Source organism: Streptomyces sp. NPDC030840, from assembly GCF_055572015.1.
Genome location: NZ_JBVIEE010000006.1, coordinates 430,275 through 444,246, shown reverse-complemented (window position 1 = coordinate 444,246; position 13,972 = coordinate 430,275). Strand labels below are relative to the sequence as shown.

The 13,972-nt window shown below is 69.5% G+C and carries 11 protein-coding genes and 1 pseudogene; 7 read left to right on the top strand and 5 right to left on the bottom strand.

All coding sequences use genetic code 11. The features are described from left to right. Positions 1 to 160: 160 nt before the first annotated feature. A complete protein-coding gene (locus ACZ49J_RS17125) occupies positions 161 to 2,170 on the bottom strand; it encodes a Xaa-Pro dipeptidyl-peptidase (RefSeq protein ID WP_467453701.1) in 2,010 nt (669 codons plus the stop codon). 576 nt (positions 2,171 to 2,746) lie between these two features. On the opposite strand from ACZ49J_RS17125, the pseudogene ACZ49J_RS17120 reads away from it, so the two are divergent. The 3 genes and pseudogenes from ACZ49J_RS17120 (at position 2,747) to ACZ49J_RS17110 (ending at position 7,044) form a co-directional block, all read left to right on the top strand. After that, positions 2,747 to 3,338 (top strand): annotated as a pseudogene (locus tag ACZ49J_RS17120) (SIMPL domain-containing protein). A gap of 542 nt (positions 3,339 to 3,880) precedes the next feature. Next, entirely contained in the window at positions 3,881 to 5,149 is a 1,269-nt protein-coding gene (locus ACZ49J_RS17115; protein WP_467453699.1) for a heparan-alpha-glucosaminide N-acetyltransferase domain-containing protein, read from the top strand. A gap of 239 nt (positions 5,150 to 5,388) precedes the next feature. Continuing rightward, a complete protein-coding gene (locus ACZ49J_RS17110; protein WP_467453688.1) occupies positions 5,389 to 7,044 on the top strand; it encodes a sensor histidine kinase in 1,656 nt (551 codons plus the stop codon). 46 nt (positions 7,045 to 7,090) lie between these two features. On the opposite strand, the gene ACZ49J_RS17105 is transcribed toward ACZ49J_RS17110, so the two are convergent. Further along, complete coding sequence (locus ACZ49J_RS17105) at positions 7,091 to 7,756, bottom strand: response regulator (RefSeq protein ID WP_467453687.1); 666 nt, start codon at positions 7,754 to 7,756, stop codon at positions 7,091 to 7,093. Positions 7,757 to 7,869: 113 nt separating this feature from the next. On the opposite strand from ACZ49J_RS17105, the gene ACZ49J_RS17100 reads away from it, so the two are divergent. After that, positions 7,870 to 8,238, top strand: coding sequence for a hypothetical protein (locus ACZ49J_RS17100; RefSeq protein WP_467453686.1), 369 nt, complete (start codon positions 7,870 to 7,872; stop codon positions 8,236 to 8,238). Between the two features lie 657 nt (positions 8,239 to 8,895). Here the strand turns inward: ACZ49J_RS17100 and ACZ49J_RS17095 are convergent. Both ACZ49J_RS17095 and ACZ49J_RS17090 read right to left on the bottom strand, forming a co-directional pair. After that, a complete protein-coding gene (locus ACZ49J_RS17095) occupies positions 8,896 to 9,222 on the bottom strand; it encodes a hypothetical protein (protein WP_467453684.1) in 327 nt (108 codons plus the stop codon). Continuing rightward, entirely contained in the window at positions 9,176 to 9,802 is a 627-nt protein-coding gene (locus tag ACZ49J_RS17090; RefSeq protein ID WP_467453683.1) for an ABC transporter substrate-binding protein, read from the bottom strand. The genes ACZ49J_RS17095 and ACZ49J_RS17090 overlap by 47 nt, the downstream gene beginning before the upstream one ends. 1,045 nt (positions 9,803 to 10,847) lie before the next feature. Here ACZ49J_RS17090 and ACZ49J_RS17085 point away from each other — a divergent pair. The 3 genes from ACZ49J_RS17085 to ACZ49J_RS17075 are packed head-to-tail and all read left to right on the top strand — an operon-like array spanning position 10,848 to position 13,044. Further along, entirely contained in the window at positions 10,848 to 11,918 is a 1,071-nt protein-coding gene (locus ACZ49J_RS17085) for a Rieske 2Fe-2S domain-containing protein (protein ID WP_467453682.1), read from the top strand. Continuing rightward, entirely contained in the window at positions 11,915 to 12,112 is a 198-nt protein-coding gene (locus tag ACZ49J_RS17080) for a hypothetical protein (protein ID WP_467453681.1), read from the top strand. Before ACZ49J_RS17085 ends, ACZ49J_RS17080 begins: the two co-directional genes overlap by 4 nt. Beyond that, complete coding sequence (locus ACZ49J_RS17075) at positions 12,109 to 13,044, top strand: PDR/VanB family oxidoreductase (protein ID WP_467453680.1); 936 nt, start codon at positions 12,109 to 12,111, stop codon at positions 13,042 to 13,044. The genes ACZ49J_RS17080 and ACZ49J_RS17075 overlap by 4 nt, the downstream gene beginning before the upstream one ends. On the opposite strand, the gene ACZ49J_RS17070 is transcribed toward ACZ49J_RS17075, so the two are convergent. After that, positions 12,995 to 13,822 carry an IclR family transcriptional regulator domain-containing protein gene (locus ACZ49J_RS17070; RefSeq protein WP_467453679.1) on the bottom strand — a complete coding sequence of 276 codons (828 nt, stop codon included), beginning with the start codon at positions 13,820 to 13,822 and terminating at the stop codon, positions 12,995 to 12,997. The genes ACZ49J_RS17075 and ACZ49J_RS17070 overlap by 50 nt on opposite strands. Positions 13,823 to 13,972 lie beyond the last annotated feature (150 nt).

Sequence of the window (13,972 nt, the reverse complement as noted above, 5' to 3'; positions counted from 1 at the left end):
TTCGTGGGCCCGGCAGCCTCGGACTCGGACACGTTCTCACTGGTCATCGATGCATCTTCCATGATCGGGAGTTACACCGAACGATTTACAGTCCCTACCGCTGTCTCAGAACAACTACCGCGGCCCTAGAAGGCTCGGTGGGTGCCGACGCCCGAGCCGGTCAGTTGCCGGGGACGCGCTGGGCGGTGTGCGGTGCCCGCACGCCGTCCAGGACCCTGGCCTCGGGTGCGGCGGACGTGCCGCCCGAGGTGGCGCGGGCGAACGCGGCGGCGCCGCCGAGAAGCGGGACGCTAACCGACGTACGAGCCAGGTCCAGGGTGAGCGTCGGGGTGGTGGACGGCGGGTCGATCAGGTTCTTGTCCGTGCCCGCGACGATCAGGGCCAGGCGGTGGCCCTTGGGGACGACGTGGTCGGTGGCCGCGAGGTCGAGCGTGATGGTGTAGGCCTTGCCCGGGGTGAGCGGGACCCCCTTGCGGTCGGAGGCGTAGTTGCCGAGGTCGGCCCACCCGCGGCTGAACACGGTGTAGTCGACGGATGCCTTCTTCGCCCGGGTTGCCTTGAAGCAGGCGCTGTCTCCGGTGGTGCTGCTGCCCCAGCAGGTGCGGTTGGTGAGGGTGGTGATGCCCTCGGCCTTGTGGGCGTAGTCCCGGATGGTGTCGGGGCCGAGGTCGACGAGGACGGCGGACAGATGGGCCGTCGAGGTGGTCGGGGTGGCGGTGACGGTGACCTTGGAGGAGCCGGACAGACGCAGGTCACGGGTGAGCGGCTTGGTCACGAAGCCGACTTTCTCGGGCGTCGTGCTGCCGATCCGTGCCGCCCAGTCGGTTTCGCTGCGCGCCCGGTTGTCGGTGAACCTCTCGGTGCCGGTGCCGGTGCCGGTGCCGGTGCCGGTGCCCTTGCTCAGGCCGAGGGTCCCCACGCCCGGCCGGCTGCCGGTGGCCGGGTGAAGGGTGGTGGTGTGCGTGTCGCGCGGCGGCCACACGTTCGAGGTGACCCACTGGTCGGGTTGGCGCTCGATGTCGGCCATGGGCTCACGGTCGATGCCGTTGTCGTAGCCGAGGAGTTCGTGGTCGAACCAGCGGTGCAGGGCATGGACCCAGTCGGCGCGCCGGAAGTCGAAGGGGTCGACGTGACCGGTCTGGGAAAGCCAGATCTTGCGCTCGACGCCGTTCTTCGCGAGGGCTGCCCACCACTGCCCGAAGTGCTTGGCGCGGACGTTGAGGTCCTGCATCCCGTGCACGAGGAACACGCTCGCGCGAACCTTCGCCGCGTCCTTGACGTAGTCGCGCTCAGTCCACAGAGGCGTCCAGTCACCGCTGCGCGGGGCCCCGTCGACGAGCTTGCGCTCCATGGCCGCACAGCGCCTGGCTGCGTCGTCGCTCTGCACTGCGAAGGACAGCCAGTCGGGGCCGAACTCGGAAAACGGGGCACCCTTGGCGAAGTAGTAGTCGTACCAGGAGGAGATCGCGCTGATCGGAACGATCGTCTTCAGGCCCTTGACGCCGGTGGCGGCGACGCCGTTGGCTATGGTGCCGTCCCAGCTCTTGCCGATCATGCCCGTGCGGCCGTTGGTCCAGGTCGCCTTGACGGCCGTGCCGCCGCGGCGGCTGGTGTAGGCCCTGGCACGGCCGTTCAGCCAGTCCACAACGGCCTTCGCGGACCGGATGTCGCTGCGGCCTCCGACATCGACGCAACCGTCGGAGCGGTTGGTGCCGACGAGGTCGACGCCGACGAAGGCGTAGCCACGGGGAACGAAGTAGTTGTCGTAGAACAGCGGCATCCGTACGACGTCGCCGTTCGCGTCGTACGTCTTCTTCTGGTCTTCGTTGCCGCGCCCGCAGCAGGAGTAGTACGGGCTGGCGTCCATGATGACGGGGACCTTGCGGCCCTGCCGGGCAGGTTCGCGGGGCCGGACGATGTCGGCGGCGACGCGGTCGTTCCTGCCGTCGCCGTCGCTGTCGAGGCCGGTGTCCACCCAGACGGACTCACGGACGGCATGGGCGTAGGAGTAGACCGGTCGGCTCTCCTTAGGGGCGGGGGCGGCCTGGGCCGCCATCGGGGTGAGGAAGGCGGCCAGCAGGGCGGCGACGGACGCGGTCGCGTACGTTCTCCAGATCGTCAAGCGCGTGCGTTTCCGCGTACGCGGACGCGCCCCAACGACCGCGAACATGCCGAACACCGCCAGCGCGCGGGCCAGGTCCACCCCGACCAACCGCCCTACCGATGGCTGCTGCTCGACCACGCCGGCGGGTTCAGCCGGTGCCCCGTGCCGCGGAGGCGGCGTTTCGTGCGAGATCTCTGTCTGAGTCATGCGCCCAACGTCGCCGGTCCGGACGCCCTGACGCGTCTGCCAAGCTTCCGGACCACGCCCCGCCGAATGGCGGAGGACGCCGAGCCGATCGGCCATCACCGGGAGCGACTCCGGTGCCGCAGCGGGAGCCGAGACGCGCCTGCATCGTGTCCTTGCAGCCCTCCATCCGGGCCGGCAGCCCGCGCCGTGCAAGAGGCATGGGCCGCAGTCGGCGCACACCTGGCATGACGATCCATCAGAACGACGATGATCCAGGGCACGAGTACTGCACCGGACACCGGCCTCGACGGCGATGGCGGCGACGATGCCGTCGGCGGAGCCTGGAAGAGCACCGCAGTGATCAGAGTGTGAGAACCCTGGACTGGCCCGCCGAGCAAATGCTCAGTTCCGTCATCCCGTTGGCAGGCGTGCACCCAGCGGGCGGGCGGCAGCCTTCTGCCGGGCGTCGACGGCGTGGGCCGGCGGGGCGAAGTCCGGCTCGTCGACCTCACCCGCCGGAACACCGCCGCCCTCGACCTCGTCAGAAGTCACGGCGACGCCGTCGAACGCCTGGAGACCGGCGCGTCGGCCATCACCCCCCCAACTCACCGAACGCGGCCGCCGCGAACGCGTCCGCGCCTACTACGGCCACGTCCGCACCACCGCCGAACTCACCGACTTCACTGCCCTCGACGAACTCACCACCCGCCTCACCGAGCTCGACCTCACCAGCGTCGACGGTCCCTGGTGGGCCCTGCGCCCCGACTCACCCGTCCACCGCGCAGCGCGCCGCACCGCCGTCCACGACGCCGTCCGCCGCGCCCGCGCGTACGCCGAGGCCCTCGACGCCACCCTTGTCGCCCTCGTCGAGCTCTCCGACAGCAGCCTCAACGCCCCGGTGCCGGCTGACTACGGCCCGTACGGCGCCGTCAGTGCCGAGAGCCTCGACGGAGCCGAGCCGCCAGACGCCATACACCTGCAACCCGCACGACAGATCGTCACCGCCCGAGTCGAAGCCCATTTCGTCATGACCCCACCACGACTGTGACCGAAGCCGCTCCACTCTCCGGCGCACACCAGAGGGCCGCACTGTGCAAGACGACACAGAAGTCACCGACGCCGCCGGTCAGGTGGTCGAGACGGGCAAGCACCGTACGTCCCGAACGACCGGCACGGCGTCACCGTGAACCACTCGGGTGCGGTGACGGCCGCGGACTTCATCGCGTCAGCCCCTCCTGCCCTTTGCCGGCTGTCGCGGGAGGGAGATGGCGCAGCTTGTCCGGGCCGAGGTCGAAGGTTCACTGGTGCTTGAAGCTCGTGAGTCAGCTTGCCCCTGGCAGCCGCGCGTTTCGGGAGTCGTGGATTGTTGCCGTAAGAGCACGAGTGCCAGATTCGTTCATTGCCTCCCGCAGCTGCCGGCCCGGATGGAGGGCTGCAAGGACACGATGCAGGCGCGTCTCGGCTCCCGCTGCGGCACCGGAGTCGCTCCCGGTGATGGCCGATCGGCTCGGCGTCCTCCGCCATTCGGCGGGGCGTGGTCCGGAAGCTTGGCAGACGCGTCAGGGCGTCCGGACCGGCGACGTTGGGCGCATGACTCAGACAGAGATCTCGCACGAAACGCCGCCTCCGCGGCACGGGGCACCGGCTGAACCCGCCGGCGTGGTCGAGCAGCAGCCATCGGTAGGGCGGTTGGTCGGGGTGGACCTGGCCCGCGCGCTGGCGGTGTTCGGCATGTTCGCGGTACACGTCGCCCCACCTGCCGAGGACGTGGGTGGCTTCGGCGGCTGGCTGCTGGAGCTGACCGAGGGCCGGTCGTCGATCCTGTTCGCCACCCTCGCCGGGTTCTCGCTGATGCTGATCGCCGGCCGTCGGGAGCCGAAGACCGGCCTGGCCGGCCGGCAGGCGAAGGTCCGGATCGCGATCCGTGCTCTGGTCCTGCTGGTACTGGGCACCGTGCTGACGATGCTCAAGACCGGGATCCTGGTGATTCTCGCCTTCTACGGGGTGTACTTCCTGCTGGCACTGCCCCTGATACGACTGCGGGCCAGGACCCTCGCGATCATCGCGACCGTGCTCACGGTCGTTGGCCCGCAGGCGGCGTTCGGCCTGAAGCGGCTGCTGGGGGGATCGACGGCGAAGACCATCGACGCGTACGACCCGATCGCCCGGCTCGGCGGCGACGGACTGCTGGGTCTGCTGCTCGACGGTTATTACCCGGCGATCACCTGGATGCCGTTCGTGATCGCCGGCATGGCACTGGCCCGGCTCGACCTGGCCGCCGGCGCGGTGCAACGCCGACTGGCCGTGCTCGGCCCCGCGCTGATGGCGCTCGGATACGGCACCGCCTGGCTGACAGAAAAGCTGTACCCGCCCATTCAGGCAGACAAGGCCGCTCTGAAGGAAGCCTTCGCGAACCTGGATCCGAAGTCCATGGAATCCCTGCGACCGGGATCGCCGGCCTTCGACTACATCAACAACAAGGTTACGGACAGCGCGGACATGGCCCTGTCGCTGCTGGGAGCCGAGCCGCACAGCGGTACGACGTTCGAGATCATCGGCGGTCTCGGCGTGGCGATCACCGTGCTTGTCTGCGCGACCGTGGCCATAGCCCGGTTGGCGTGGCTGCGCCGGCTGGCGAGTCCGCTGATCGCCGTGGGCACCATGTCCCTGACGCTCTACGTCGCCCACGTCGCCGCCTACGCCATGCTGCCCGAGGACGCCACCGGCACCTTTGTGCCGCTGCTCGGGTTCATCGCGGGGGCGATCCTGTTCGCCACCGTCTGGTCGCGCTTCTTCAGCCGCGGACCGCTGGAGTACCTGCTCAACAGCACCACCAAACTGGCGAAGTTCGTCCGGTGAGACGCGGCGTGTCAGGGCACGCTCGCCCTTCGCTGGAGCGAGGTCGGCCCTGGCTGAGCCCGGATACGATGACCACGGCCCCCGTCCTCGGGTACGGTCGGCGCGGATCACGGGCTACCGGTCATCACCGCTGCACTGCTGTGGCTGGTGACCCCGGCCGGCGTGGCCCGGACGCGGCTGCGCTCATCGGTCGGGCGACCGCCCGGCTCGGCGGCCACCGCCGTCGTCGTGGAGGTGCCGTGGCTGGTTGGGCGAAACTCGCCGAGGTCGTCACCGCCGAGGCGGTGACGACCTGGCAGCACCTGGCCCGACAGGGCAGGTTGCTGCTGGCGTGGTGGTTGTTCCTGCCCGCCACGGCGATCGTCACCGGCGTCATCAACGTGCCCGGGCAGCCCGCCACGGCGATCGGCCTGCTGGCCGCCGCTGTTGCCCTGCTCTGCCGGTTCACCTGGCCGGTCACCTCGCTGCTGGCCGGGACCGGCGTCGCGATAGTGCCGTTGATCTGGCCGAGCATGACCCTGTCGGCTTTTCTCTGGCCGGTGAGCGTGGTGCTCGCCTATGCGGTGGGCCGCCAAGTGCAGGACACCCGCCTCGCCGTGGCCGCCTTGGCGCTCACCACCGGCGTGCAATCCGCGGCCAGCCTCGTCGAGCTCGCCGGGCTGACGGTTGACCTAGAGGATGTCGGCCGCATCGTCGTCATCAATGTGCTGCTGGCGGTACTGCCGGGCGCCATCGGTATGCGGCAGGGGGAGCGAGCCCTGGCCATGGATGCCCTGCACGAACGCAACGCCCTACTGGAACGCGCCAACCTGCTCGGCGAGTCGCAGGCCCGGATGCAGGAAAGGGCGCGCATCGCCGGCGAGATGCACGATCTGCTCGGGCACCGGCTCAGCCTGATCGTCCTGTACGCCGGGGCCCTGGAGATGCGCACCCGCACCGCGGCCCCCGAGATCAACGAGCAGGCCGACCTGCTGCGGACCACCTCCCGGACCGCACTCGAGGAGCTTCGCACCGTGCTGGGCATCCTGCGCCTCGACGGCGCCGAACCACCGGACGGCACCGAATCCGTGGTCGGCACGCGCGAGGATGTCACCGACCTGGTCGCCGAGGCCCAGCATGCGGGCCTGCCCATCACCCTGTCCTGGCGCGGCGGCGACCTCACCGACGCCGACGCCGGCGTCCGCCGAGCGGTGAACCGCATCGTGCGCGAAGCCCTCACCAACGTGCACAAGCACGCCCCGGGTGCGCCCACGCGGCTGACCGTCACCGTCGGCACCGAAAGACTCACCATCAGCGTACGCAACGTCGCACGCCCGCCCGCCGTCCCACCGCCCAGCAGCGGCCTGGGACTGGCCGGCCTGCGCGAACGCGCCCGCCTGGCCGGCGGCGACTTCACCGCCGGCACAGACCCGCTCACCGGCGACCACGCCCTCACCGCCACCCTCCCCCTGCGCCGTAAAAGCCCCGGCGCCATGAGCTCCACCATCGATCAATCCGCCCCGGCGGACCGGCAGATGCTCCCCTCCCGTACCGGGGCCGAGGACGGGCCCCACCACGACGCATCACGAAGGAAGACCAAGACGGCCTTCCTCGCCCTCGCTGGAGCGGCCGTTGCGGTCTGCGGCGGCCTCGGCTTCAGCGTCTACGACTACCTCCAGTCCGCCGTCTCGCCGCACACCTACCGGCAGATCAAGATCGGCGACACCCAGGACAGGGTGCGCGAGCTGACGGGCGGCGACAGCATGACCGCCCGCACAGCGGTCCAGGCTGAGCAGCCGGCGGCGCCGTCCGGCACCACGTGCGACTACGCGCTGGCCGAGGGCTTCGGGCACGTGTTCCGGTTCTGCTTCAAACACGGCAAGCTCGCACAGAAGGACGAGCTTGGGAGGTCGTAGGCGGAACCCGGCAAGCCGACGCTTGGCGTGGGCTCGACGAGGCGGATCAGGAACGGCTGCTGGGCGGAAGAACTCCGGCGTCGTGCGCCAGGATCGCCGCCTGGACCCGGTTGGTGCAGCCAAGGACGGAGAGGATGCGGCTGACGTGAGACTTGGCGGTGCCTTCGCTCATCAGCAGCGCCTTGGCGATCTCAGCGTTCGAGCAGCCCTCACGCAGCAGGCACAGCACGTCGCGCTCGCGGTCGGTCAGAGCCGCGACACGGCGCCGCGCCTCGTCGGCCTGGCTCAGGTCGCGGTTGACGTGGCGATCGATCAACTGCTTGGTGACCCGGGGCGACAGGACGGGCTCACCGGCGGCCGCCGCCCGGACAGCCCTGATCAGGTCGTCGGGCGGGGTGTCCTTGAGCAGAAACCCAGCAGCGCCGCAGCGCAGCGCCCGGGTGACGTACTCGTCCTCACCGAAGGTGGTCAGCATGACCACGCTTGTCCGCGGTGCCACCGTCCCGATCTCGGCGGCCGCGGCCAGCCCGTCGACGCCGGGCATGCGAATGTCGAGCAGTGCCACGTCGACGAGGTGCTTGCGAGCGAGCTCGACGGCGCCCGCACCGTTGTCCGCCTCGGCCACGATCTCGATGTCATCGGCGACATCGAGCACGAACCGTATCCCGGCGCGGATCAACGCCTCGTCATCGGCCAACAGCACCCGAATCACCCTGCCACCCCACTCAGTCGGCCGCGACGTCCCCGACGGCCGACGCGCGAGCCGACTCCGGTCAGAACGCGGTGAGTGCCGCAGGCGTTGGCACCCAATTATCGACGGACGGCATGGCGGTGCGCATCGAACGGCAAAGTGCGGCATTTCAGGCTGGTCTGATGGCAATTTCCCGCCCCGTCGCGCCAGCACCTCGCCGAGGGGCAGCTCCCCGCCGTCATGCGGTGCGCCGAGCCGGCGCGGTCACCCCGGTCAGCCGGCGTCGTATCGCCGCGGTCATCGCCCAGCACACCCGCGACTCCGAACTGCGCGGGATGCGTTTCACGACCTCCACCTCGATGCCCACCGACGGGAGGCGCTGCCTATGTGGCTCGGATGACGAAGGAGTCATCATCATGGCTCGGCATCGCGGTGTGCTGCGCGGCGGCACCGTCCTCACCATGGATCCGCACCTGAGGAACCTGCTCAGGGCGATGCGCTGATCGGGGACGGTGTTGAAACGTCTCTTCTGAGGTGTCGGAGCGTCAACCTTCCCTCGGCGGACTGAATCCGCTGCTCGTGTGTTCGGCGGCGAGTCGCCGGATGACGGCACACACCGAGCTGACCTGCATGAATGCGCCGGATCATGGTGCGGTGAAGCCTCAGCAAAGGCCTCGGTGAGGAGCCGGAGGCGAAATTGAGGACGCTGTGAGGACACAGGTGCCGTGAAGGCTTGCTGCGAAGCCACCTCGGCCGAGTCCACTCAGGCTGTGCCGGGCCGGAGCGAGGGTGCTGTGACGTGGGTGCCGAGAGATGCCTGGAGCCGGCGGTCGGCTTCGTGACCCCTTCCAGGCGCCGGGGTAACGGCCCGTACTGGAAACGGCCCAAGGAGCACCCCGCTCACAGGCTCTCCAGTCTCGCGGGTCGCAGGCGCGGTGATCCCCGCCCTTCACATGGCGCGCAAGGCGGCTGCTGAAGCAATGAGGCGTCGCGTTCCAAGAGGTCGAGGACGTCGGCGATCGTGGGCTGCCGCCATGGGCACCACCGGCGCCCGAGCCGGGTGGCCCGGCGGAGCAGGTCAACGTGACGCGCTCCGCCGGGCCGGTGGTCGAAGACGGAGAGCTGGGAACTCTGCTCGCTCCGGGGGGTGGGGGCAGGGCTCACTTGAAGGTGTAGCCCTTGCCGCTGGGGCCCTCGAAGGTCTCGCCCAGCTTGAGACCGCCCGGTGTGTCGGCGTCCGCAGGGGAGATGAAGACATTGCGCGTCGGCGGCTGCGACGGGTCGGTGTAGTCGAGAGGCGTGGTGAGCAGGCCGTCCAGGTCGAGGTCGGAGGTCTTCCGCATCGCTTCCACGACACCCTCCGGGGTGAGGTTCCCGGCCTTGCAGGCGCCCTTCATGGCATCGGTCAGCGGCTCCGCCTGCGCGTACGCCAACGGCACCTCAAAGCCCTTCGCCCCCTTGGGCGCGGCGGCCTCGTAGAGGTCCACGGCCTTCTTGCCCCCCCGGCTCGTCCGAGCTGTACGGGGCCGTGCTGGTGAACGCGTAGTAGTTCTTCAGCAGGGCCGGGCCGGCCGGGCTGTCCAGCAGGGCCGGGTTGAACGTCGGGGCGTGACCGATGACCGGGATGTTCACCTTCTGGGAGGCGAGGACACCGGCGAGCGAGGCGAGCTGCGGGGGAGCGGCAGCGAGGATCACCGCCGATGCCCCGGCCTTCTTCAGCGCCGACGCCTGAGCGGACATGTCGGTGTCCTTGGGGGTGATTTCCTGCGGCACGATCTTGAGGCCGCGCTTTTCGGCCGCGTATTCCGCACCGGCCAAGGAGTCGTTGCCGTAGTCCCCAGTGAAGTAGACGACGCCCACCTTGTCGCCCTTCTTCACTCCGAGCTCGTCGACCAGGTAGTCGATGGCATTGGCGGCCTCGACGCTGTGCTGAGCAGCAGCGTGGAGAAGATCGGGTAGACGAACAGCACCAGCAAATAGACGACGACCGGCAGCGCGTACAGGATCCCGACCCGCGTCCGGCGTGAGGCAAGCGCGAAGATCCCGGAGAACCAGATCACCGACCATGCCGTCCGGCAGCGGGAGGAAGCCGTGTTGACCTTGGACAGGGGTGATGTAGTAGCCCAGCGAGAGGATGAAGCTCAGCAGCCCGGCACTGGCCAGACCCGGCGCGACCAGGGGCCCACGACGGGGGCACGGCCACAGCCGTCGCGCCGGGTGATCGCCTGCGCCAGGACGAACCCGAAGACCAGGACCGTCCAGGACGTCCGCCCCGGTGGGCGGGGCGGCGCGGGCGGCGAGTTGCTCCAGGGGCGGTTTCGGGGGTGTACCGGATGTTGTGAGAGCGCCGGCTGCCGTGCGAGGCGGCGGGGCCTCTGCCACATGGCCCGACCACCGCGCGGCTCCTGGACGGCCCCTGAAACGCTCGGCAGGTCGGTCTCGGCCAGGAACCATCAATCCCGGGCCGTCACGCATCAGCCGTCCCGCCTCAAGACATTTCCGCAGGCCGTGATCACGAAAGACGACCGCCACCAGCAGCAAAGAATCCGCTGGTCAGCCCCGCCCCCGGCAGCCGACCACCGCCATTCAGTGCCTCTTCAGCGGCTCATCGGCCCGACTGTGCGCCGCGCCATCCCCATCCGCAAGGCGAACCAGCACTCGGACCTCACACAACCCTGACCAGCGGCAACAGGCTCAACAGCCTGAAAGGGTGCGGATTCGACCCGGATTCGACCCGATGGCCCCAGACTCCAAAACGAACAGCAGTTGACCTGCAGTGATGCTGATTCTTGCCGCTGTACCGAGCATCCACCGATAGAGGAGTATCGCAATTGAAACCAAGTAGACATTATTGGGCGATTAACGCCACGCTGTGAGTAGTCGCACTCGCCGTCGCCGTCTCCGACTCCCCCAAGCGCGAACCGAAAGCCGCACCACGCGGCACTCCACTCTGGCGACTAGGGGTTGACAGAACAAGGCTCTGACCAGCCTCTTTATAGAAGTCCTTCCGCCTGACAGAAGCCGCCTTGCCGACCTGACGCAAGCCTCACGACCCTGATCCCAACCACGGCACGCGGGGCGAAGACGCCCCGCCGACAGGGACGGAAAGCCCATGCCTCACACCACCGCCTTCGCCAGGAACCAGTGGTACGTCGCCGCCTACTCCCACGAGGTCGGCCGCGAGTTGCTCGGCCGTACGATCCTCGGTGAGCCGCTCGTCTTCTACCGCACCGAGGAGGAGGGCACGCCCGTCGTCCTGCACGACCGGTGCGTGCACCGCCGGTACCCGCTGTCGGAGGCCCCGACCCGCCTCGACGGTGACCGGATCGTGTGCGGCTACCACGGCTTCACGTACGACACGACGGGCACGTGTGTGTACGTGCCGGGGCAGAAGCGTGTGCCGCGCACCGCCCGCGTCGCCTCGTACCCCGTCGTCGAGCAGGACTCCCTGATCTGGGTGTGGATCGGTGACCCCGCACTCGCCGACGCGGACACCATCCCCCGGGCGAAGCACCTCGACTCCCCCGGCTGGGTCACCGTGCGCGGCATGGAGACGATCGACGCCGACTACGGCCTCCTGGTCGACAACCTTCTCGACCTGTCCCACGAGACGTACCTGCACGGCGGCTACATCGGCACCCCCGAGGTCGCCGAGACGCCCATCACCACCGAGGTCGACGAGGGCGCGGGCATCGTGCGCGTGAGCCGGCACATGGACGACGCCGAGTGCCCGCCGTTCTACGCCAAGTCGACCGGCATCGAGGGCCGGATCACGCGCTGGCAGGACATCGAGTACCACGCCCCGTGCCTGTACCTGCTGCACAGCCGTGTCGCTCCGGTCGGCGTGGTGCCCGAGGCGGACGGCAGCGACCCGAACGGCTTCCACACCGAGGTCACGTACGCGATCACGCCGTCCGCCGACGGCAAGGTGTACGACTTCTGGATGGTCTCGCGCGACTGGGCGACGGAGGACGAGGAGGTCACCGAGTTCCTGCGGAAGAACAACCACACGGTCGTCATGCAGGACGTGACCGCGCTCAACCTGCTGCAGAAGACGCTCGGCACCGAGCGCACCGGCTACCAGGAGCTCAGCATCAACATCGACACCGGCGGTCTCGCGGCCCGCCGTATCCTGGCCAGGCTGGTCGAGGAGGGCGCGAAGCCCGTGGAGAAGGTCCAGTGACGTCACCCTCTACGTTCAAGACCGGCGAGATCTACCGCATCGACTGGCTGCCCGGCACGGACGTCCTGCACGGCACCTGCCACTGCGGCCGCGAGCACACCGCGCAGGACCCCGTCGAGATGTGGGAGTGGATGCTCGCCCATCCGCGAGGACACGAGCCACAAGGACACGAGCCGCAAGGAAACAGCTCATGACCCTGTACGAAGCCGAACTCGTCGTCGACCGCCGCGAGGCCGCGGCCGACGGCGTGCTCGCCCTCATCCTGCGCCACGCGCTGGGCGAAGAGCTCCCCGCCTGGGAGCCGGGCGCGCACATCGACGTGCTGCTCGGCCCCGGCCTGGAGCGCCAGTACTCGCTGTGCGGGGACCCGGCGGACCGGCGGACCTGGCGGATCGGCGTGCTCCGCGAACCCGACGGACGCGGTGGATCCGCCCACGTCCACGAGGAGTTGAGGGACGGCGACAAGGTCCGCGTACGCGGCCCGCGCAACAACTTCACGCTCGAACCCGCCCCGCGTTACCGCTTCGTCGCGGGCGGCATCGGCATCACCCCGATCCTGCCGATGCTGGCGGCGGCGGAGGCGGCCGGAGCGGAGTGGACGCTGCTGTACGGGGGCCGGACCCGTGGCTCCATGGCGTTCACGGAGGAGCTGGGCTCCTACGGCGATCGCGTGACCATCGCGCCGCAGGACGAGACCGGGCTGCTGGACCTCGGTCCGGTGCTCGACGACGTGCCCGAGGGCACCCTCGTGTACTGCTGCGGGCCGGGCCCGCTGCTGGACGCGGTCGAGGAGCGGTGCCCGCGCGGAGTGCTCCACGTGGAGCGGTTCCAGCCGAAGGAGCAGGAGACCGGACCTGACAGCGAGTTCGAGGTCGTGCTGGAACGCACGGGCAAGACCCTGACCGTGCCCGTGGGCGTGTCCGTGCTCGACACCGTGCGGGCCGCGGGCGTCGAGGTGCTCTACTCCTGCACCGAGGGAACGTGCGGGACCTGTGAGACGGACGTCCTGGAGGGGACTCCGGACCACCGCGACTCGGTGCTCAGTGACGAGGAGCGCGAGGCCGGCGAGACCATGCTCATCTGTGTGTCCCGGTGCCGGGGGCAGCGGCTGGTGCTCGACCTGTAGCCGCGGTCGCCGCTCGCAGGTCTGCCTCGATCCGGGCGACCGTGGCCAGCAGATGCGGCAGCAGGTCACGGCGCACGGACTCCACCGAGTTGCGGCCGGCGGCCACGGGGATGTTGACGGCCGCCACCACCTCGCCGTCCCGGTCGCGCACCGGGGCGGCGACCGACCTGAGCCCCTCCTCCAGTTCCTGGTCGACGATGGCGTATCCCTGCCGCCGTACGCGCCGCAGTTCGGCCGCGAGCTGCTGCGGCGAGACGATCGTGCGCGCGGTCAGGGGCCGCAGGTCGGTGCGGGCGAGCCGGGTCCCGATCTCCTCGTCCGGCAGGTGCGCGAGGATCACGCGGCCCACCGAGGTGACATGGGCCGGGAAGCGGGTACCGACGGTGATCGTCGCGGTCATGATGCGCCGGGTGGGCACCCTCGCCACGTACACGATGTCGTCGCCGTCCAGGACGCACAGCGACGACGACTCCCGTACCTGCGCCACCAGGTGCTCCAGATGCGGCTCGGCGAGCTCGGGCAGCGTGAAGCCGGCCAGGTACGCGTAGCCGAGCTCCAGCACGCGTGGGGTGAGCCGGAACAGCCGGCCATCGGTGTGGACGTACCCGAGATCGACGAGGGTGAGCAGGAAGCGGCGGGCCGCCGCCCGGGTCATGTCGCAGGAGCGGGCGACGTCGCTGAGCGTCAGCGAGGGGTGGTCGGCGTCGAAGGCGCGGATGACGGCGAGACCACGCTCGAAGGACCGGACGAAGTGCGGTTCGCGGGGTCCAGCAGGCATCGTCGCCTCCACGAGGACGACGCACGGGGTGTGCGTTCCGTACGCACGAGTGTGCGTTCTGCGCACGCTAAGAGCACGCTTTGGGAACTGTCAACGGCCCCGGCAGTCCGGGGCATTGACCATCAGGATTCCTGGCTTTACGTTGCCGCT

Excerpts from the sequence above, each read along its gene's own strand:
- ACZ49J_RS17125 (WP_467453701.1), bottom strand. The coding sequence starts at position 2,170 with ATGTTCGCGGTCGTTGGGGCGCGTCCGCGTACGCGGAAACGCACGCGC.
- ACZ49J_RS17115 (WP_467453699.1), top strand. The coding sequence starts at position 3,881 with ATGACTCAGACAGAGATCTCGCACGAAACGCCGCCTCCGCGGCACGGG.
- ACZ49J_RS17100 (WP_467453686.1), top strand. The coding sequence starts at position 7,870 with ATGGCGGTGCGCATCGAACGGCAAAGTGCGGCATTTCAGGCTGGTCTG.
- ACZ49J_RS17090 (WP_467453683.1), bottom strand. The coding sequence starts at position 9,802 with ATGGTCGGTGATCTGGTTCTCCGGGATCTTCGCGCTTGCCTCACGCCG.
- ACZ49J_RS17085 (WP_467453682.1), top strand. The coding sequence starts at position 10,848 with ATGCCTCACACCACCGCCTTCGCCAGGAACCAGTGGTACGTCGCCGCC.
- ACZ49J_RS17075 (WP_467453680.1), top strand. The coding sequence starts at position 12,109 with ATGACCCTGTACGAAGCCGAACTCGTCGTCGACCGCCGCGAGGCCGCG.
- ACZ49J_RS17070 (WP_467453679.1), bottom strand. The coding sequence starts at position 13,822 with ATGCCTGCTGGACCCCGCGAACCGCACTTCGTCCGGTCCTTCGAGCGT.